Below are 19,999 nucleotides of genomic sequence, written 5' to 3'. Positions count from 1 at the left end.
CTCCGCCCGCGGGGACGCTCTGCTGAAAACCCAAAGAAACAAGTTCCCGGTCCAAGCCCCCGTTGGGTACCCCGTCCCCCCCCCCCCCCCCCCGGGCGCCCCCCCCCCCCCCCCCCCCCCCACGTCGCGTTCCGCACACCGGTCGGCCAGAATCCGCCGGACGCCTCTGGGTAGGGTGAGTGAGAAGTCCCCTGTGGATCGAACCAGGATCGAACTAGGAGCGGAATTGAGCGAGCCGGCGTCCACCACCCTGCAAATGGAGATCGCCCGGGAACTGGAGGTCGCGGAGACCTTCGACGCCGAGCGGGAGATCGAACGCCGGGTGGCCTTCCTGGCCGAGCGGCTGACCTCCACCGGTCTGCGCTCCCTCGTACTCGGTATCAGCGGCGGTGTCGACTCCACCACCGCGGGCCGGCTGTGCCAGCTCGCCGTCGAGCGGGCGCGGGCCGAGGGGCACGAGGCGGCCTTCTACGCGATGCGGCTGCCGCACGGTGTCCAGGCCGACGAGCACGACGCTCAGCTCGCGCTCTCCTTCATCAAGGCCGACCACGTGCTGACCGTGGACATCAAGCCCGCGAGCGACGCCGCCCTCGATGCGCTGATCGCCGCCGGTGTGACCTTCCGCGACGCCCGCCACCAGGACTTCGTGCAGGGCAACGTCAAGGCCAGGCAGCGCATGATCGCCCAGTACGCCGTGGCCGGTGCGCACGACGGCCTGGTCGTCGGCACCGACCACGCGGCGGAGGCGGTCTCCGGCTTCTTCACCAAGTTCGGCGACGGTGCCGCCGACCTGGTCCCGTTGACCGGTCTCACCAAGCGCCGCGTGCGCGCCGTCGCCGACGCGCTGGGCGCGCCCGCCGAGCTGGTGCGGAAGGTTCCGACGGCCGACCTGGAGACCCTCGATCCCGGCAAGGCCGACGAGGACGCCCTCGGAGTCACGTACGACGAGATCGACGACTTCCTGGAGGGCAAGCCGGTGAAGGACCAGGCCTTCGAGAAGATCGTCACCCGTTACCGGCTGACCGACCACAAGCGCCGGCTGCCCATCGGTCCGTGAGGTGCGGCCCCGGGTCGTCGTCCCCGGGCGAGGCCGGTGGTGAGCCGGTCGCCGAGCGAGCGGTGCCGCGGACGCCGGCCCGGCCGGTCGCGAACGCGGCCGGCACGCACACGGCAGGGGAACCCAGCACGTGGCGGGTTTGACTCGGGGTACCGGACGTCGCGGCCGGCGCCCGCGCGGGCCTGGTCGACCAACGCGGCGATCAGGACACCGTCGCGGGCCGGGCCGCGACCGTGTCCGTGTCCATGTCGGTGTACCCCGCCCCGCGCGCCCGTTTCCTGGAGCGTCAGGGGCAGCGCTGCGACGACCTGACGGCGGAGATCGCGCACCGCAATGAGCTCTCCCCCGACGTCGGTGCGTTTCCGCGGCCGGCCGCCGGGACGGCAGCGACCGCGTTCGACAGGATCCTCCCGCTCTGGAGCGACAGCGACAGTGCCGGGGACCCTCTTGAACCGACCGACCGGGCCTTCGCCCTGATCGCCCCCGCCCTGGACGGCACCGGCTGACGGCGAGCGGCCGGGCGGACGGGCGCACATTGTGTGCGACTTGTCGCTTATCACCTTAATCTGACGGCTGAGGAGCCCGGACAGTCGACGGCCGGTTCAGCCGGCGGAAGGTGAGCTTCCATGGCTGAGCGGCTCAAGAGGTCCGGCTCGGTCGGTGAACTGTCGGCCGAGTTCGCCGGCACGATGGTCCTCATCCTCTTCGGCTGCGGCGTGGTGGCCCAGGTGGCCGCGGGCGGGGCCCTCACCGACCCGGAGGGCGGCCTCGGGGACCACGACAGCATCTCCTGGGCGTGGGGGCTCGGTGTCACGCTGGGCGCCTACGTGGCGGGACGGCTGAGCGGTGCCCACCTCAATCCGGCGGTGACCGTCGCCCTCGCCGCGTTCAAGGGGTTTCCGTGGCGCAAAGTGGTTCCCTACGCGCTGGCCCAGACAGCGGGTGCCTTCGTGGCGGCTCTCCTGGTCCGCTGGAACTACACCGAAGCGCTGGCGAAGGCCGACCCCGGCCACACCATCAAGACGCAGTTCGTGTTCTCCACGCTCCCCGCCAACGGGAACACCGCCCTCCCGGTCCATGAGTGGGGGGCCTTCCGCGACCAGGTCATCGGCACCGCCATCCTCCTGCTGCTGATCCTGGCCCTCACGGACATGCTGAACTCGCCGCCGGGCGCAAACCTGGCCCCCTTCGTCATCGGCCTGGTCGTGGTCGCGATCGGCATGGCCTTCGGCACCAACGCGGGCTACGCCATCAACCCGGCCCGTGACTTCGGCCCCCGGCTGGCCAGTTTCCTCACCGGGTACGGCGGAGCATGGCGGGATCAGTACGGGAACCTCTACTTCTGGGTGCCGATCCTCGGCCCGCTGATCGGTGGCGTGCTCGGCGCGGGTCTGTACAAGGTTTTCATCGGCCGGTTCCTGCCCGCGGCGGAACCGGAGCCCACGGGGCGCGTACCGGCGCCCGAGGACTGACACCGGCCGGAGAGGCGGCACAGCATGGCGGACTTCATCGGCGCGGTGGACCAGGGAACCACCAGCACCCGATTCATGATCTTCGACCACGGCGGCAACGAGGTGGCGAAACACCAGCTGGAACACGCCCAGATCCTCCCCCGCTCCGGGTGGGTGGAGCACGACCCGGTGGAGATCTGGGAGCGCGCCAACTCGGTGATGCAGAACGCCCTGCGCTTCAGCGGGCTGTCGGCGACCGACCTGGCGGCGATCGGCATCACCAACCAGCGGGAGACCACCGTGGTCTGGGACCCGCGCAACGGCCGCCCCTACTACAACGCCATCGTGTGGCAGGACACCCGCACCGACGCCATCGCGGCGAACCTCGCACGTTCGGGCCGGGGCGACGTCATCCGCCGCAGGACCGGGCTGCCGCCGGCGACCTACTTCTCCGCCGGCAAGATCCAGTGGATCCTGGAGAACGTCGACGGCGTCCGCGAAGCGGCGGAAGGCGGGCACGCCCTCTTCGGCAACACGGACGCCTGGATCCTGTGGAACCTGACCGGCGGTCCCGACGGCGGCATCCACGCCACCGACGTGACCAACGCGAGCCGCACGATGCTGATGGACCTGGAGACGCTCGACTGGGACGACGAACTGCTGGGCTTCTTCGGCATCCCCCGGGCGATGCTCCCCACCATCAACCCCTCGTCGCACGCGGAGGCGTACGGTGTGGCCCGGACCTCCCGGCCGCTGCGCGCCGCCATCCCCATCGGCGGGGTGCTCGGCGACCAGCAGGCGGCCACCGTCGGACAGGTCTGCTTCGCGCCCGGCGAGGCCAAGAACACCTACGGCACCGGCAACTTCCTGCTGCTCAACACCGGCACGGAACCGGTCCGCTCGCAGCACGGCCTTCTCACCACCGTGGCCTACCGGTTCGGCGACAGCCCGGCGGTCTACGCACTGGAGGGCTCCATCGCGGTGACGGGGTCCGCCGTGCAGTGGCTGCGCGACCAGATGAAAATCATCAAGTCCGCTGCCGAGAGCGAGGACCTCGCCCGTACCGTCGAGGACAGCGGCGGCGTGTACTTCGTCCCCGCCTTCTCGGGCCTGTTCGCCCCCTACTGGCGCTCGGACGCCCGGGGAGCGATCGTCGGCCTCGCCCGGTACAACGACAACGCGCACCTGGCACGGGCGGCCCTGGAGGCCATCTGCTACCAGAGCCGCGACGTCGTCGAAGCCATGGAACAGGACTCCGGGGTGCACCTCGACGAGCTCAAGGTCGACGGGGGCGTGACCGCCAACGACCTCTGCATGCAGATCCAGGCCGATGTCCTCGGCGTACCGGTCAGCCGTCCCCTCGTCGCGGAGACCACCGCGCTCGGCGCGGCCTACGCGGCGGGACTGGCCACGGGGTTCTGGCGGGACACCGAAGAACTGCGCGCTCACTGGCACGAGTCCAGGCGCTGGGAACCCCAGTGGACGGAGGACCGGCGCGCACAGGGGTACGCCGGGTGGAAGGCGGCGGTGGAGCGCACGCTCGGCTGGATCGAGGTGCCGTGAACCGGCACCCGCCCGTGCCGGAAGGAGCCGGACGAGGAGGGCAACCGGCGTCGCCATAAGGTGATCCCCATGTCTGCCAGATTGAGTTCCGCGAGGACCCGCGCCGCGCTCCGCACCTCCGCGCGTACCTCTGCCGAGTTGTTGCTGATCCTTGTCATGCTTGCAGTGGCCCTGTGGGTCCTCGGACGCATGTGGTCGGTCGTGTGGCCGCTGATAGTCGGTCTGCTCCTGACCACGCTGACCTGGCCCGCCGCCCGTTTCCTGCGGCGGCACGGGTGGCGTCCCGCCCTGGCCGCGGCGGTGGTGACCGTGGGGTTCCTCCTGGCCGTCACGGGCATCGTGGCGCTGATCGCGGTGCCGATGTCCTCCGAGACCGACGAGTTGACGGCCGGCGTGGTCGAAGGCATCGACCGGCTGCGCGACTGGGCCGCGGGGCCGCCGCTGAACATCGACGACGGCCAGATCACCGGTGCGCTCGACTCCGCGATGGCGCGCGTCCAGGACAGCATCGGCAGCGTGGTCAACACGGTGGCCACCGGCCTGAGTACCGTGGTCAACGGTCTGATCACCGCGGTGCTGGGCGTCTTCCTGATGTTCTTCTTCCTCAAGGACGGGCCGCGGTTCCTGCCGTGGCTGGCCCGCCAGCTGCCCGGCCGGCTCGCCGCCGACGTCCCGGCCGTCGCCCTGCGCAGCTGGGAGACCCTGGGCTCGTTCGTCCGCTCGCAGGCACTCGTGGGTCTGCTCGACGCCGTCTTCATCGGCCTCGGACTGTGGATCCTGGACGTGCCGCTCGTACTGCCTCTGGCGGTGCTGACGTTCGTCTCCGCGTTCGTGCCCATCGTGGGTGCCCTGTTCGCGGGCTTCGTCGCGGTGCTCATCGCTCTGGTGTCGAACGGCCTGACGGACGCGCTGATCGTGCTGGCGATCATCGTCGTGGTGCAGCAGTTGGAGGGCAACGTGTTCCAGCCCATCATCCAGAGCCGCGGACTCGGTCTGCACGCGGCGGTGATCCTGCTGGCGGTGACCCTGGGCGGCAGCCTGGCCGGAATCGTGGGCAGTCTGCTCGCCGTACCGGTCGCCGCGATCATCGCGGTGATCTGGAACTACGTACGCGAGCAGCTCGTCGAGCCTCTGGAGGAGCCCGCCGCGGCCGACGCCTGAGCGGCGGGCCGGTCCGCGCCACCGGACGGCGCCGTCCTCGTGCCGCGTGCTTTCCGGTAGGCGGTCGGGGTGAGCCCCACGTCTCTGCGGAAGATGGCCCGGAAGTTGGCGGACGTGCCGAACCCGGTCTCCGTGGCGATCCTCTCGACCGACCAGTCGGAGGTCTCGAGGAGCCGGCGCGCACGGAGGGTTCTCTGCAGGACGACCCACTGCATGGGAGGCAGCCCGGTCTCACCCACGAAACGCCGGACGAAGGTCCTCCGGGACAGCAGGCTGTGGTCCGCCATCCGTTGGACGGTGATCGGCGACCCCAGGTTCTCGACCGCCCATTCCCGGGTCGCGCGCAGACTGTCGCGGCCGGGGGTGGACAGGTCCGTGTACTGCGGCTCGTCCGCACCGCGGACGGAGGAGAAGACGACGTCCTTCGCCACGCCGTCCGCGGCGGTGGTCCCGAAATCCGCTTGTACGACATGGAGGCACGCGTCGATTCCCGCGCCCGCGCCCGCGGACGTGAGAATCGACCCGTCCTCGACGAACAGCCGATTCTCCACGACCTCGACTTCGGGATACGCCACTCGGAGTTCGCCCGTGTGCCGCCAATGTGTCGTAGCGGCCTTTCCGTTCAGTATTCCGCCGGCCGCGAGCGCGAACACGCCGGTACAGACGGCGACGACACGGGCCCCCCGCTCCGCTGCCGCCCGCAGCACCGCGAGGAATTCCTCCGGGACCGGGCGGAGGGGGCTCTCGTAGCCCGGGACAACGACGATACCGGCGCACTCGGCCTCGGTCAGCGAGTGAGTCGGCCGGACCTCCGCGGTCGCCTCGCGGTCTCCGCACACGAGTACTCGATAACCCGGGTGCCGGCCGAACACGTGCGCCGCGATGCTGACGTCCAGCGCATACGCTCGCGGTACCGCGAGGATGGCGACGACTGTCCGCTCACCGGTGGATCGCACTGACGACTCCTCGCTCCCGTGCTTCCCGTCCAGCTTACGAGCACGGCCCTCCGACCCGTTACCGGGTCCTGGCACGATCCTTGCCGTGAGTGGCACAACCGAGTCTGTTTCGCCCGGCCTGTTCCTCATACGGTTTCGGCAGTATCAATTTCTGCCCCGTATTCGGTGATAGGAGTGCCATGAGCGACGCACGTCAGGTCGAGAGTTTCGGAGTCCCCTGGGAAAGGGATTACGGATACGTTCAGGCGGTCAGACACGGCGACACGATTTACCTCTCCGGTCAGGTGGCACACGACGGGACGGATCTCGTCGCCCCCGCTCCGGTCGACGACGCCGGGCTGGTCACCGACTTCTCCCGCACGGGCGAACAGCTGCGCCAGTGCTACGCCAACGCCGCGGTGCTGCTGGGGCGTTTCGGCGCGTCGATGAACGACGTCGTCGAAGAGGTCATCTACGCGGTCGATGTCGACGCGGCCGACGCCGCGGCAGGGCCGGTGCGCAAGGAGGCCTACGGCAGACCTGACCCTCAGGTGGCCAGCACGATGATCGGCACCCCACGGCTGGCCTTCCGTGAGCTGCTCGTCGAGGTCAGGTTCGTGGCCCGGGTCTGAGTACCGCTCCGCGGCTGTCGGGGGAAATCGGTCGCAGCCGGACGGCCGCCGCTGCTAGCTTGCGGCCGTGGATCTCTTCTCCGGCTCCTGGACGGCGTTGCGCGCCGCGGTCGCCGAAGTCCCCGACGAGGACTTCGCGCGGCCGTCCGGCTGCACCGGCTGGCTCGTACGCGACCTGGTGTGCCACCTGATCATCGACGCCCAGGACGTCCTGATCACCCTCGCCACCCCCGCCGCCGCGGAACCGACCCGGGACGCGGTGACCTACTGGAACGTCGTCGAAGCCCCGACCGGCGACGACCCGCTCGACGTGCTGACCGTCCGTCTGGCCGCCGCGTACGAGGAGCCGTGGCTGCTGAGGTTCCATCTCGACGACGTGGGTTCCGCCGCAGGTCGCGCCGCCGGACTCGCGGACCCCGTGGGCCGGGTCGGCACCCGCGGCGAGGTGCTCACCGCGGGCGACTACCTTTCCGCCTACGTCCTGGAATGGACGCTGCACCACCTCGACCTCATCGCCCACCTGCCGGACATCTCGCAACCGCCCGCCGAAGGGCTCGCCCGGTCGCGCGAGCTGCTGGAGAAGATCGTCGGGGCGACGTTCCCCCCGTCGTTCACCGACGAGGACGCGCTGCTGATCGGCACCGGCCGGCGTGCGCCGACCGAGGCGGAGAAGGCCGCGCTGGGTGAGCCGGCCACGAGGGTCCCGGTCACACTCGGCTGACCGGGCACACCGCTTCCCGGGGCGCCGGCGCCCCGGAGTCGGCCCATCGGATGACAGGTGCCCCGTACGATCCGGGAGCCGGACGGAGCCCCCTGGACGCCCCGTCGCCCGCGGCAGTCCGCGGGAGGGGCCGAACGGCCCACGGCCGGGCCCGAGCGGCCTCTGGTGCCCTGCCTCGCACGGCGGCACGCTCGTACCGACCCGACAGCCCCCCGTGTGCAGCCGAGGGGAACGGCGAGAGGCGGATCCCGCGGCCGAGGCAGCGGTGTTCCCGTACCGTGCGGTTCGTCAGCCGGCTGCTCGCGGTGCGAGAACGAAAGGAGCCGGAGCGATGACCTCTTCCACCACCCTGGCCGCGGCCCTCCCCACCGACCACCGTGAACGACTCATGAGGATCGCCCGCGAGGTCTGCGTCGCGGAAGGCACCCGTCTCTTCGAGGAGGGGCGGCGCGCCGACCGGTTCTGGATCGTGCGGACCGGCACCGTCCACCTCGACCTGCACGTCCCCGGCCGCCGGGCCGCCGTGATCGAGGCACTGGGCCACGGCGAACCGGTCGGCTGCTCCTGGCACTTCCCGCCCTACCTGTGGCAGCTGGGCGCCGAGGCCGTGACCCCGGTGCGGGCCTGGGAGTTCGACGCGGACACCATGCGGGAGATGTGCGTGCGCGACCCCGAGTTCGGCCGGGCGGTCGCCGTCTGGGTCGGCAGGGTGGTGGCCCACCGGCTGCGAGCGGCCCGGGTCCGGCTGCTCGACCTGTACGCGCCCTACGGCAGCGGCAGCCGGGTCTGAAGCTGAGGACGGCGACGCTCCGCGGTGACGGGTGGACCCGGGAACGGCCGGCCCTCGGTGTCACCCGTCGTGAGGCACCGGCGCCCGCCACACCAGCGTGGTGCCGCCGTCCGCGGGGCGGGTGAGCCGCAGTTCGCCGCCCAGTTGACCGGCCCGTTCCGCCATGTTGCGCAGCCCGCTGCGGCGGCCCTCCGGCGGGATGCCGACACCGTTGTCGCTCACGGTCAGCCGTACTTCACCACCGTCCGTTTCGAGGGCCACGGCGACCCGGTCGGCACGCGCGTGCCGGGCGACGTTGGTCAGCGCCTCGGACAGCACGGCCACCACGTGCTCGGCGATCCGGCCGGGCACCTCCGTGTCCAGCAGGCCCTCCATCCGGAGGCTGGGCGCGAAGCCCAGCACCGGGGCCGCCTCACCGACGACCCGCACGGCACGGCTGCGCAGTCCGGCACCGGCGGTGCCGGCGCGTGCACGCAGACCGAAGATCGTGGACCTGATGATCTTGATGGTCTCGTCCAGGTCGTCCACCGCCCGCAGCACCCGCTCCGACGCGGCGCGGTGCTCGATCAGGCGGCCGGCGCTCTGCAGCGTCATACCGGTGGCGAACAGCCGCTGGATCGCGAGGTCGTGCAGATCCCGGGCTATCCGGTCCCGGTCCTGGAGCACGGCGATCTGCTCGGCGTCTCGGCGGCGCTCCGCGAGTTCCATCGCGAGCGCCGCCTGTGCGGCGAAGCCCTGCAGGGGCCCGGTCTCCTTCTCGGAGAACACCGCGCGGCCCGCCCGCCGCACCAGCAGCACCACACCGCGCACGCCTTCACCGGCGCCGAAGGGCACGGCCACCGCGGGTCCGAGTCCGGTGAACCTCGGCGCGTCGGCCGACACCCGGTCGTCCCGGGTCACGTCCGGGCTGCGCACGGGCGCGGCGGTGGAGAAGGCCAGACCGGTGAGGCTGTCGTCGATGGGCAGCACGAGCCCGCGGTGTTCCTCCGCTCCCTGCCCGGTGGCCAGCTCCACCACCAGCGAGCCGGTGCCCTCCATGGGCATGGCCAGTACGGCCAGGGCCGCGCCGGTGATCTCCCTGGCCCGTTCCGCGATCAGGCCGAGGGCTTCACCGCGCTCGCTGCCGGACATCAGGCTGTGGGTGATCTCCGCGTTGGCCTGCAGCCAGCGCTCCCGCAGCCGCGACTGCTCGTACAGGCGGGCGTTGTCGATCGCGACACCGGCGGCGACCGCCAGGGTCGACAGGACCGACTCGTCCTCCTCGTCGAACTGCGCCCCGCCCCGCTTCTCGGTCAGGTACAGATTTCCGAAGACCTGGTCCCGGACCCGGATGGGAACGCCGAGGAAGGTGTTCATCGGCGGGTGGTGCGGCGGGAAACCGTACGACGACGTGTGCTCGGAGAGGTCGGCCAGCCGCAACGGCTCGGGGCGGCGGATGAGTTCGCCGAGGATGCCGTGCCCTTCCGGGAAGGGGCCGATGCGGGCGATCTGCTCCTCGTCGACGCCCACCGTGTGGAAGGCCGACAGCCGCTTGCCGTCCGGGCCGATCACGCCGAGGGCGGCGTAGCGCGCGTCGACGAGGGCCGCCGCGGCCTCCACGATGCTGTGCAGCACGTGCTCGAGGTCCAGCTCCCTGCCCACCGAGAGCACCGCCTCCAGGAGACTGTGCACCCGGTCGCGCGTGCCCCTGGCCGCGTCCAGCCGGGCCTGGAGTTCCTCCAGCAGCTCGTCCAGTCTCAGCTGCGGCAGCCGTACCCGGGCTTCCGCCTGGTCAGGGCTCTCCACCGGTGATCCTCCAGGTCGTTGCGCCGTGCCGGCAGCCGGCCGTCCCGGTCGTGCACCACGGTAACGGCCCCTGCTCGGGCAGGTCGCGGGAGGGCGCTGCCCGGAGGTTCAGTGCCCCTTCCGCCGGAGCCGGTCCTGCGCCTGGGTGGCGATCACCGCGGCCTGGACGCGTCGTTCCACTCCGAGTTTGGCCAGCAGCCGGGAGATGTGGTTCTTGACCGTCTTCTCGGCGAGGTAGAGCCGCGAGCCTATCTGACGGTTGGTCAGCCCCTCGCCGATCAGGGCGAGGATCTCCCGCTCGCGGTCGGTCAGTCCCGGCAGGGCGTCCGGCGCCTCCTCCCCGGCCTGCTCGCCGCGCAGCCGGGCCATCAGCCTGGCCGCGGCGCTCGGGTCGAGCAGGGACTGGCCGGCGGCGACCGTGCGCACGGCGGTCACGAGGTCCGAGCCCTGGATCTGCTTGAGCACGTAACCGGCCGCACCGGCCATGACCGAGTCGAGCAGGGCCTCCTCGTCGTCGAACGAGGTCAGCATCAGACAGGCCAGTTCCGGCATGCGCGACCGCAGTTCCCGGCACACGCCCACCCCGTCGCCGTCGGGCAGCCGCACGTCGAGCACCGCCACCCGGGGGCGCAGGGCGGGAACGCGGACGAGGGCCTGCTCGACCGTGCCGGCCTCGCCCACCACCGTGATGTCCGGTTCGTCGTCGAGCAGGTCGCGCACCCCTCGCCGCACCACCTCGTGGTCGTCCAGCAGGAAGACCCGGATCGGGTCCCCGGAGCCGGGCCGCTCGGTGTCCGCCATCGAATACTCCTCGTCCGCGTCGGCGCTGTCCTCGGCGAGCCGCTTCCCCCTCGGGACGGCGGCTCCTCCTGTGGAGATCCTTCTGTGTCCTGGGCCGAAGGACCAGGGCCGGTCGGCCCTGTCTGCCCGCGCCGGGACGGTTCCGGGCCGGGCGAAGGCGGAGTTCTGGGGCCGAACGGCCCTAGCACACGGCTCGCCGCCGACGCTCCAATGAGCTGACCGACCTGCGACCGCCCGACCGCTCCCGAGCCTAGAAGTCCTCGAAGTCCTCGAAGTCCTCGAAACCCGGGGCCCGGGATCCCGAGCGGAGACAAGACCATGAGTGATGATCCCGCACGAAAGCATGCCATGACGTTCGACGACGTCCGCTCCAGCCCGGTGGGACCTCGCCGGAGCACCGAACTCGGCGGCGAGGAGGCCCTGGCGCTGCTCGGCAGCGTTTCCCTGGGACGGATCGTCTTCACCCGGCACGCCCTGCCGACGATCCGCCCGGTCAACCACGTTCTGGACGACGGCGACATCATCATCCGCACCCACGAGGGCGCGGCCCTGACCTCCCGTACGCAGAAGGCCGGCGCTCCCGGTGTCGTGGTCGCCTACGAGGCGGACGTGATCGACCCGGACACACACCTCGGGTGGAGTGTGGTGGTGACCGGCTATGCCCGACTGGTGACGGACCCGGTGGACCTGACGCGATATCAGTCCATGCTGCGTCCGTGGGTGGAGCAGGCGATGGACTACGCGGTCCGTGTCGTTCCCGATCTGATCACCGGGGTCCGGCTCACCGAGGCGCAGCCGTCCGCCGGGGTGTGACCCCGCACGGCGCATCCGTCGGTGTCCGGGGCATGCCTCTCCCCGGGGCGGCAGGGCCGAGGGGAGACACCCCGGGGGACCTTGAGCCCCGGGCCGGCGCGGTCCCATGGGGACCAACGGCCCTGTTCGTCCGGCCGTTGGTCCCCGCTGCGCCGTGGACGGCGGATCCACGCCGAAACGCGGGTCACCTGCTGGTACACAGAGATCCGCCGCCGCATCCAGTGCCGCGGTCCCCGACTCCTCCACCCCTTCCGGGAGGTTCCATGCTGTCCGCAGAGTCCGCGTCCGTGGTGCGTGCCACGCTGCCCGCCGTCGCCGGAGCGCTCGACGAGATCACCGCGCGTTTCTACGGCACGATGTTCCACGACCGGCCGGAACTGCTCGACGGGCTGTTCAACCGGGGCAATCAGGCGAACGGTGCCCAACGACGGGCGCTGGCCGGCTCGATCGCCGCGTTCGCCGGCGCGCTGCTCGACGACCCGGACACGCGTCCGGACGCCCTGCTGGAACGCATCGCCCACAAGCACGTGTCCGTCGGTGTCACCGACGACCAGTACACGATCGTGCACAAGTACCTGTTCGGCGCGATAGCCGACGTCCTGGGCGACGCCGTCACCCCGGCGGTGGCCGCCGCCTGGGACGAGGTGTACTGGCTGATGGCCGGTGCGCTGATCGGCCAGGAGGCTCGTCTCTACCACGAGGCGGGGCTGTCGGCCGACCGGATCTGGCGGCAGTGGAAGGTCGTCGAGCGCCGGACCGAGACCCCGGACGCGGTGTCCTTCGTGATCCGCCCGGCCGACGGCGCACCCGCGCCCCGCGCCCGGGCCGGTCAGTACGTGAGCGTGCGCGTGCTGATGGCCGACGGTGTGCACCAGGTACGCCAGTACAGCCTGTCCTCGGACCCCGGCGGCGAGTTGCGCCGGATCACCGTGAAACGGGTCGCCGGCGCGGGCGGCGCCCCGGGCGGTGAGGTCTCCAACCTGCTGTACGACGACGTCTGCCGGGGCGACGAGCTGACCCTGTCGGCGCCGGCCGGCGACATCGTCCTCGACGGCGCCGACGGGGCCGACCCGGTCGTGCTGGTCTCGGCGGGCATCGGCTGCACTCCCCTGACCGGGATGGCGGCCCACCTCGCGGCCCTCGGATCGACCCGCCCCGTGCTGGTCCTGCACGCCGACCGGTCCCCCGCCGACCACGCCCTGCGCGCCGAGACGCGCGAGCTCGTGGAGCGTCTGCCGGACGCCAGGGCCGTGTTCTGGTACGAACGCCCCGGTCCGCAGGAGCCGGAGGCCCGCAGTGGTCCGATGGACCTCTCCGGCATCGAACTGCCGGACGGCGCCGCGGTGTTCCTGTGCGGGCCACTGCCCTTCATGCGGGCGGTACGCGGTCAGCTGCTCGCCGCCGGCGTCCCGGCACGCCGCATCCGGTACGAGGTCTTCGGCCCCGACCTGTGGCTGGCGGACACGGCAGGCTGAGGGGGACGTCCCGCCCTGCGGGCAGCGGCCCGCAGGGCGGGACGACCGGGCCGGGACGACCGGGCCGGTCGCCGGCCGGGCCGGTCGCCGGCCGGGGTTGGTCACCGAACGGGACTGGTCACCAGGCACCCACCGTCCCGGCCACCGGGTCCCTCACGCGGCCGACCCCGGGGAAGGGCGCCGCACGCCCGTGCCCGTGCGGTCGGGAGCCTCGGACCGCTCAGTCGGCGGGGGCGGCCGGGGCCCCGTCCGTGACGGTCCGGCGCAGGCCGGTGGCGGTGTAGGCCAGCGCCGCCGCCGCGACCACGCCGAGGAGTACGAGGCCGAGCGCGTACGAGCCGTAGGTGCCGTAGAGGGAGCCCATGACGAGCGGCGGCACGAAGCCCCCGAGGCCGCCCGCGGCGCCCACGACACCGGTGACCGAGCCGACCTTGTTCGCCGGGGTCAGCAGGGCCACCAGGGCGAACACGGCGCCGCTGCCCGCGCCCAGGGCGGCGGCCAACGACAGGAACGCGATGGTGCCGGTCGGTGTCAGCGCCGGTGTCGACGACTGGACGAGCGCCGCGGCCAGCACCACGGCCAGCGTGCCGGCCACCACCCGCACCGGTCCGACCCGGTCGGAGAGCCAGCCGCCGAACGGCCGCATCGCCACCGCGAGCAGGACGAACCCGGCCATGCGGTTCGCCGCGTCGGCCTGGGCGAGCCCGTAACCGGTCTTCAGGTAGGTGGGCAGGTAGACGGAGAAGGCGACGTAACCGCCGAAGGCCACCGCGTACAGCGCACAGGCCTGCCAGGTCGTGCCGAGGCGCATGGTGGCGGCCGTCCGGCGGGCCGGCGGCCCGGCCGGCGGGGTGCGTCCGGGGGCGTCCCTCAGCAGCAGCGCGGCCACGAACGCGTAGACCGCCAGTACGGCCGCGGTGATCAGGAAGGGGTTCGCCATGCCGTGCGCGTCCACCAGTTTCACCGTCGTCAGGGCGCTGATCGCGGTGCCGCCCATGCCCATGCCGAAGATTCCGACGGCGAGGCCGCGCCGCTCGGGCGGGAACCACGCGTTGACGAAGGGCACACCGACGGCGAAGGAGGTGCCGCCGACGCCGAGGAAGAACCCTCCGACCAGCAGCGCGGCCAGTGAGGAGTGGCCCGCCAGGCCCAGGTGGAGCACCGGCACGACGGTGGCGACCGACACGAGCGGGAACATGACCCGCCCGCCGAACCGGTCCGTGAGCGCGCCGACGGGGATCCGGCCCAGCGAGCCGACCACGACGGGCACCGCCACCAACAGGGACTGCTCGAACGACGTCAGGCCCAGGCTTTCCTCGAAGCGGGGGCCGAGCGGGCTCAGCAGCGCCCACGCCCAGAAGTTCACGGCGAAGCCGACCGTGGCCAGGCCCAGCATCAGCCATGCCCGGCCGGGTACCGAAGCGCCCGCCGGCGCCGGGGGTGAACTGTCCCTGTGCTCGCTCAACTGCTGGACCATGCTTCCGTCCTCTTCCCTTCACGGTGTCCTGCGCACCGGAACGCACGGCGACCACGGAGCCTGTCGTCCGTGTGCCGGATCCTCGTGATCACTGTTCCGCCGTCCGGTGTCCCGGCGGGATGGGCCGGGGGTCCCCGCCCCCGGTCGGAGGGCCCCGGGGGACGGGGCCGGGGGTCCCTCCCCCCGGGACCCGCTCACGAAGCCGGCCGGTGCCGGCCGTTCGTGGGACGGACCGACGGGTGGCGGGCCGCAGCGCGGGGTGTGCGCCCGCCCTCCGGCCCGTATCCGAACCGGATGAGCAACTGCGGGCAGTGGCGCCCGCGTTCTCCGCTCATCGCCGCTCGCAGGTCCGGCCACTCCATCGCCTGGTGCAGCATCGAGGTGCGCACCCCGTGCGCGGTCGCGGTCAGCAGCATCCGCTGGAGGGCCTGTCCCGCCCGCAGCCAGTCCCGCCGCCGGTCGTGCGAGGTCCACAACAGGCCCACCTGGACATGGCGTTCGAACCGCATGGCCGGCCGGCCCAGCGCGGGCAGAGGCGCCGCGAAGTCCCGCACCGGCACGTGCCCGGAGCTGTCACGGGGCCCCAGGGCGGTCACCGGGATGCCGTAGGGGGCGTCCGCCCCCGGTGCGGTGAGCCAGGCACGGGACTCGGCCGTTCGCCCGGAGTCGGCGGCGTTGCGGGCCTCGGCGGCCTCGGTCAGACGCAGCAGCCGGCGGGTCGCGACGATGTCGGGGACGTCCAGGTGCGCCCCCTCGGCCCGGACCGCGCCGACCATGTCCGCCACGACGGGATCCGGCACCGGGCGGCCGGTGAAGGGCATCCTGCTGGTGTGCCGGCGTTCGACGGCTTCGTACAGGCCGTCCAGCCGGTCCGGGGCGCCGCCGGGCGGCTGCTCGGACAGCCGTACGGTGGCCAGCAGGCTCGGATCGTCCCCCGGCGGCAGCAGGCTGACGGCGGGGGTCCAGCCCATGTGGGCGGCTGCCACCCGGAGGTTGAGGACGGCAGCGCCCACCGACAGGTGCTGCGCGCGCCCCTGCGGGTCGGCCGCCGTCAGCCACCGTTCACGATCGGCGCGTACTTCGACGGACCGGCTGTCCGTATCCAGGCCGAACCGCCAGGGCTGTGTGTTGTGCATGGACGGTGCCGCCACGGCCGCGGCGAGCAGGGCCTGCACGGCTGTGGCGTCGACTTCCCGGGTCTGCATGGGGGCTCCTTCGCGAAACGCTCCGCACTCGCCTCGACCCTCCGCCGCCCGGAGGCCCGGGGGGAGGGTTGAACGGCCCCCGGCGGCAGGCCGTGCGGCCCCGGCCCCCGTGGGTCCCGGGGCCATGCGTCGTGTGCCGCCGCCGGGCCGGAACACGCGTGCGGCCCGGCGCGCCCCGGTCGCCGCCGGACGGCGGACGGGGGATGCGGCGGCCGGCAGCCGTGGGACGCGTCGCGCCGATGGGCGTCACTCGGTCGATCACCGTCGGCCTGCGTCCCGGGGCCGGCCCGGGCCCGCGCCGGCCGGCCCCCGCTCGCAGGGCCGTTGGTCCCTGTTCCAGCCGTGTGAACGGGGTCGAACGCCCACCTGCCGGGGGCCGCCGGACCCCGGTGTGCGAGACCCGCCGCGGCATAGCGTTCCGAGCCATGGAGAACGATCGCGACGGGCGACGCCGGCAGCCGGGCGTCGTGGAGAGCTGGCCACTGGCCGCCCGCAGGCTGCTGACGCGCCGGGAGGTGTCGGCCGACGGCCGCGCCGTGTTCGGCGAGGGCGACGGACGGTGGGAGGGTTTCTACCGCGACCGCTGGTCGCACGACAGGGTGGTGCGCTCCACGCACGGCGTGAACTGCACCGGGTCCTGTTCGTGGATGGTGTACGTCAAGGACGGCATCATCACCTGGGAGCACCAGGCCACGGACTACCCGTCGATCGGCGCCGACTGTCCCGAGTACGAACCTCGCGGATGCCCGCGCGGGGCGTCGTTCTCCTGGTACACCTACTCCCCCAGCCGGGTCCGCCACCCGTACGTCCGGGGCGCGCTGCTGACGATGTGGCGCGAGGCACGGCGCCGTCTGGGCGATCCGGTGGCGGCCTGGGCGGAGATCACCGGTGATCCGGCGAAGGCCCGGGCGTACAAGCGGGCCCGCGGCAAGGGCGGTCTGGTGCGCGCGGACTGGGACGAGGTGAACGAGCTGGTGGCCGCCGCGCACGTGCACACCGTCAAGGTCTACGGTCCCGACCGGGTGGCGGGTTTCTCGCCCATCCCGGCGATGTCGATGGCGTCCTTCGCGGCCGGCTCCCGCTTCCTGTCGTTGATCGGCGGCACGCTGCTGTCGTTCTACGACTGGTACGCGGATCTTCCGGTCGCCTCCCCGCAGGTCTTCGGCGACCAGACGGACGTGCCGGAGGCGGCGGACTGGTGGAACGCGGGCTATCTGGTGATGTGGGGCTCCAACATCCCCGTGACCCGCACACCGGACGCGCACTTCCTCACCGAGACCCGCTACAACGGCACCAAGGTCGTCGCGGTCTCCCCCGACTACGCGGACAACGTCAAGTTCGCCGACGAGTGGCTGTCACCGCACCCGGGCACCGACGGGGCGCTGGCGATGGCCATGGGGCACGTGATCCTGCGGGAGTTCCTCGTCGACCGCGAGGTGCCGTACTTCCGGGACTACCTGCGCACCTACACGGACGCACCGTTCCTGGTGACCCTGCGCGAGAGCGGGCACGGGCTCGTCCCGGGCGGTTTCCTGACCGCGGCCGACCTGGGCGGCGAGGAGGAGGGCGAGGAGCACGCGCGGTTCAAGACGGTGCTGCTGGACCGGGCCACCGGTGAGGCGGTGGTCCCCGGCGGCTCGCTCGGCTTCCGGTGGTCGGAGTCCGGGCGGGGCCGCTGGAACCTGGACCTCGGGGACGTGGAACCCGAGTTGACTCTGCTCGACACGGCCGAGGACACGGTGGAGGTGGCACTGCCCCGCTTCGACGAGGGCGCCACCGAGGGCGGCTCGGTCATGGTGCGCGGGGTCCCGGTGCGACGGATCGGCGGGCGCGTCGTCACCACGGTCTTCGATCTCATGCTGGCGCAGTACGGGGTGCACAGGCCGGGTCTGCCGGGCAGCTGGCCCGCCTCGTACGAGGACGCGGGCCAGCCGTACACCCCGGCCTGGCAGGAGACCGTCACCTCCGTGCCCGCCGGGCAGGCGGCCCGTATCGCCCGCGAGTTCGCCCGCAACGCCGAGCGCACCGGCGGTCGTTCGATGATCGCGATGGGCGCGGGCACCAACCACTGGTTCCACTCGGACACCATCTACCGGGCCTTCCTGGCGCTGACCACGATGACCGGTTGCCAGGGTGTCAACGGCGGTGGCTGGGCGCACTACGTCGGCCAGGAGAAGGTCCGCCCGCTGACCGGCTTCCAGCACCTGGCGTTCGCGTTCGACTGGCAGCGGCCCACCCGTCACATGGCGGGCACCTCGTACTGGTATCTCAACACCGACCAGTGGCGTTACGAGGCCTTCGGCCCCGAGGAGCTGGCCTCCCCGCTCGGTGAGGGCCGGTTCAGGGGCAAGGCGTTCGCGGACTGCCTGGCACAGGCCGTGCGGCTCGGCTGGACGCCGGGCCACCCCGGCTTCGGCCGCAACCCGCTGGACCTGGCCGACGAGGCCGCCGCCGCGGGCCGCCCGGTCGCCGAGCACGTCGTGGACGAGCTGAGGTCCGGGCGGCTGCGCTTCGCCGTGGAGGACCCGGACGATCCCGCCAACTTCCCCCGGGTGCTGACCGTGTGGCGGGCGAACCTGCTGGGCTCCTCCGGCAAGGGCAACGAGTACTTCCTGCGTCATCTCCTGGGCACGGACGCGGCCGTCCGCTCGGACGAGACCCCGCCGGGGGGACGCCCCGAGGAGGTGGTGTGGCACGAGGAGGCTCCGGAGGGCAAGCTCGATCTGCTGGTCACCATGGACTTCCGGATGACCTCCACCGGTCTGCTGGCCGACGTGGTCCTGCCGGCGGCGACCTGGTACGAGAAGGACGACCTGTCCAGTACGGACATGCACCCCTTCGTGCACGCCTTCACCCCGGCCATCGCCCCGCCCTGGCAGTCGCGCACCGACTACGACACCTTCCTGGGCATCGCCGACCGGTTCAGCGAGCTGGCGGCGGAGCACCTGGGCACCCGCACCGACGTGCTGGCGGTGCCGTTGCAGCACGACACGCCGGACGAACTCGCCCAGCCGGGCGGTGTGGTACGGGACTGGAGGGCCGGCGAGTGCGAGCCGGTGCCGGGCCGGACCATGCCGAAACTGGTCGTCGTCGAGCGGGACTTCGCGGCCGTCGCACAGAAGATGCGCGCCGTCGGCCCCCTCCTGGACACCCTCGGCACGACCACCAAGGGCGTGACCGTCCACCCGGACCGGGAGATCGAGGACCTGCGGCACCGCTGCGGCACCGTCCGCGACGGGGTCGGCGCCGGCCGCCCTTCGCTGGCCACCGCCACCCACATGTGCGAGGCGATCCTCGCACTGTCCGGCACCACCAACGGACGCCTGGCGACCGAGGGCTTCCGGGAGCTGGAGCGGCGGACCGGCAGCGGGGGCCTGGTGGAGCTGGCCGCCGAACGAGAGGCGGAGCGGATCACCTTCGCCGACACCCGGACCCAGCCGCGCGCCGTGATGACGTCGTACGAGTGGTCGGGCTCGGAGACCGGTGGCCGACGCTACTCGCCGTTCGTCATCAACGTCGAGCACAAGAAGCCCTGGCACACCCTCACCGGCCGCCAGCACTTCTTCGTCGAGCACGACTGGCTGGCCGAGCTGGGCGAGCAACTGCCCGTCTACCGGCCACCGTTGAACGCCATACGGCACTACGGTGACGAGCACCTCCACGAGCCCGGCCGCGCCGAGGTCACGGTGCGCTACCTGACCCCGCACTCCAAGTGGTCCGTCCACTCCGAGTACCAGGACAACGCGTACATGCTGGCGCTGTCCCGCGGCGGACCGGTGATCTGGATGTCCACCGCGGACGCCGGGAGGATCGGCGTCACGGACAACGAGTGGATCGAGGCGTACAACCGCAACGGCGTGGTGGCCGCCCGGGCCGTCGTCACCCACCGGATGCCCGAGGGCACGGTGTACATGTACCACGCCAAGGACCGCACGGTGAACGTGCCGAAGACCGAGGTCAGCGGCGCACGCGGGGGCGTGCACAACGCACTGACGCGCCTGCTGGTCAAGCCCACGCACCTGGCGGGCGGGCACGCCCAGCTCACCTACGCCTTCAACTACTACGGGCCCACCGGCAACCAGCGTGACGAGGTCACCGTGATCCGCCGCCGAAGCCAGCAAGTGGAGTACTGA

The 19,999-nt window shown here is 72.2% G+C and carries 16 protein-coding genes; 11 read left to right on the top strand and 5 right to left on the bottom strand.

The genetic code is table 11. The features are described 5' to 3' along the window. Nucleotides 1-226: 226 nt before the first annotated feature. The 5 genes from nadE (at nucleotide 227) to ACZ7G3_RS27585 (ending at nucleotide 5,232) form a co-directional block, all read left to right on the top strand. Nucleotides 227-1,057, top strand: a complete 831-nt coding sequence (gene nadE, locus ACZ7G3_RS27605) for an ammonia-dependent NAD(+) synthetase (protein WP_470928658.1) — start codon at nucleotides 227-229, stop codon at nucleotides 1,055-1,057. A gap of 245 nt (nucleotides 1,058-1,302) precedes the next feature. Continuing rightward, nucleotides 1,303-1,563: a hypothetical protein gene (locus ACZ7G3_RS27600; protein WP_470928657.1), complete on the top strand. Its 261-nt coding sequence runs from the start codon at nucleotides 1,303-1,305 to the stop codon at nucleotides 1,561-1,563. Between the two features lie 120 nt (nucleotides 1,564-1,683). Next, nucleotides 1,684-2,529, top strand: a complete 846-nt coding sequence (locus ACZ7G3_RS27595; RefSeq protein WP_426597537.1) for an MIP/aquaporin family protein — start codon at nucleotides 1,684-1,686, stop codon at nucleotides 2,527-2,529. A 24-nt stretch (nucleotides 2,530-2,553) separates the two neighbouring features. Continuing rightward, complete coding sequence (gene glpK, locus ACZ7G3_RS27590; RefSeq protein WP_470928656.1) at nucleotides 2,554-4,071, top strand: glycerol kinase GlpK; 1,518 nt, start codon at nucleotides 2,554-2,556, stop codon at nucleotides 4,069-4,071. 69 nt (nucleotides 4,072-4,140) lie between these two features. Then, the gene (locus ACZ7G3_RS27585; RefSeq protein WP_426597539.1) at nucleotides 4,141-5,232 is read left to right on the top strand and encodes an AI-2E family transporter; all 1,092 of its coding nucleotides are present in this window, start codon (nucleotides 4,141-4,143) and stop codon (nucleotides 5,230-5,232) included. On the opposite strand, the gene ACZ7G3_RS27580 is transcribed toward ACZ7G3_RS27585, so the two are convergent. After that, complete coding sequence (locus ACZ7G3_RS27580; protein ID WP_470928655.1) at nucleotides 5,175-6,188, bottom strand: GlxA family transcriptional regulator; 1,014 nt, start codon at nucleotides 6,186-6,188, stop codon at nucleotides 5,175-5,177. The genes ACZ7G3_RS27585 and ACZ7G3_RS27580 overlap by 58 nt on opposite strands. Nucleotides 6,189-6,367: 179 nt before the next feature. On the opposite strand from ACZ7G3_RS27580, the gene ACZ7G3_RS27575 reads away from it, so the two are divergent. The 3 genes from ACZ7G3_RS27575 (at nucleotide 6,368) to ACZ7G3_RS27565 (ending at nucleotide 8,310) form a co-directional block, all read left to right on the top strand. Further along, the gene (locus ACZ7G3_RS27575; RefSeq protein ID WP_426597541.1) at nucleotides 6,368-6,799 is read left to right on the top strand and encodes a Rid family hydrolase; all 432 of its coding nucleotides are present in this window, start codon (nucleotides 6,368-6,370) and stop codon (nucleotides 6,797-6,799) included. Nucleotides 6,800-6,866: 67 nt separating this feature from the next. Then, nucleotides 6,867-7,520, top strand: coding sequence for a maleylpyruvate isomerase N-terminal domain-containing protein (locus tag ACZ7G3_RS27570; protein WP_470928654.1), 654 nt, complete (start codon nucleotides 6,867-6,869; stop codon nucleotides 7,518-7,520). A 331-nt stretch (nucleotides 7,521-7,851) separates the two neighbouring features. Further along, entirely contained in the window at nucleotides 7,852-8,310 is a 459-nt protein-coding gene (locus ACZ7G3_RS27565) for a Crp/Fnr family transcriptional regulator (RefSeq protein WP_426597543.1), read from the top strand. 60 nt (nucleotides 8,311-8,370) lie between these two features. On the opposite strand, the gene ACZ7G3_RS27560 is transcribed toward ACZ7G3_RS27565, so the two are convergent. Both ACZ7G3_RS27560 and ACZ7G3_RS27555 read right to left on the bottom strand, forming a co-directional pair. Continuing rightward, entirely contained in the window at nucleotides 8,371-10,095 is a 1,725-nt protein-coding gene (locus ACZ7G3_RS27560) for a sensor histidine kinase (protein ID WP_426597544.1), read from the bottom strand. Between the two features lie 108 nt (nucleotides 10,096-10,203). Next, nucleotides 10,204-10,896 carry a response regulator gene (locus ACZ7G3_RS27555; protein WP_470928653.1) on the bottom strand — a complete coding sequence of 231 codons (693 nt, stop codon included), beginning with the start codon at nucleotides 10,894-10,896 and terminating at the stop codon, nucleotides 10,204-10,206. A gap of 348 nt (nucleotides 10,897-11,244) precedes the next feature. On the opposite strand from ACZ7G3_RS27555, the gene ACZ7G3_RS27550 reads away from it, so the two are divergent. Both ACZ7G3_RS27550 and ACZ7G3_RS27545 read left to right on the top strand, forming a co-directional pair. After that, the gene (locus ACZ7G3_RS27550) at nucleotides 11,245-11,709 is read left to right on the top strand and encodes a pyridoxamine 5'-phosphate oxidase family protein (protein WP_426597546.1); all 465 of its coding nucleotides are present in this window, start codon (nucleotides 11,245-11,247) and stop codon (nucleotides 11,707-11,709) included. Nucleotides 11,710-11,972: 263 nt separating this feature from the next. Further along, nucleotides 11,973-13,184: a globin domain-containing protein gene (locus ACZ7G3_RS27545; protein WP_470928652.1), complete on the top strand. Its 1,212-nt coding sequence runs from the start codon at nucleotides 11,973-11,975 to the stop codon at nucleotides 13,182-13,184. Nucleotides 13,185-13,404: 220 nt separating this feature from the next. Here the strand turns inward: ACZ7G3_RS27545 and ACZ7G3_RS27540 are convergent, their stop codons facing one another. Then, a complete protein-coding gene (locus tag ACZ7G3_RS27540; protein WP_470928651.1) occupies nucleotides 13,405-14,661 on the bottom strand; it encodes an MFS transporter in 1,257 nt (418 codons plus the stop codon). Nucleotides 14,662-14,855: 194 nt separating this feature from the next. Then, nucleotides 14,856-15,866, bottom strand: coding sequence for an Acg family FMN-binding oxidoreductase (locus tag ACZ7G3_RS27535; RefSeq protein WP_470928650.1), 1,011 nt, complete (start codon nucleotides 15,864-15,866; stop codon nucleotides 14,856-14,858). A 425-nt stretch (nucleotides 15,867-16,291) separates the two neighbouring features. Here ACZ7G3_RS27535 and ACZ7G3_RS27530 point away from each other — a divergent pair, with 425 nt between their 5' ends. Continuing rightward, a complete protein-coding gene (locus tag ACZ7G3_RS27530) occupies nucleotides 16,292-19,999 on the top strand; it encodes a nitrate reductase subunit alpha (RefSeq protein WP_470928649.1) in 3,708 nt (1,235 codons plus the stop codon).

Source organism: Streptomyces sp. NPDC037271, from assembly GCF_055603605.1.
Note: the sequence above shows the minus strand (reverse complement) of the source record. Positions and strands in the feature narration are given on the sequence as shown.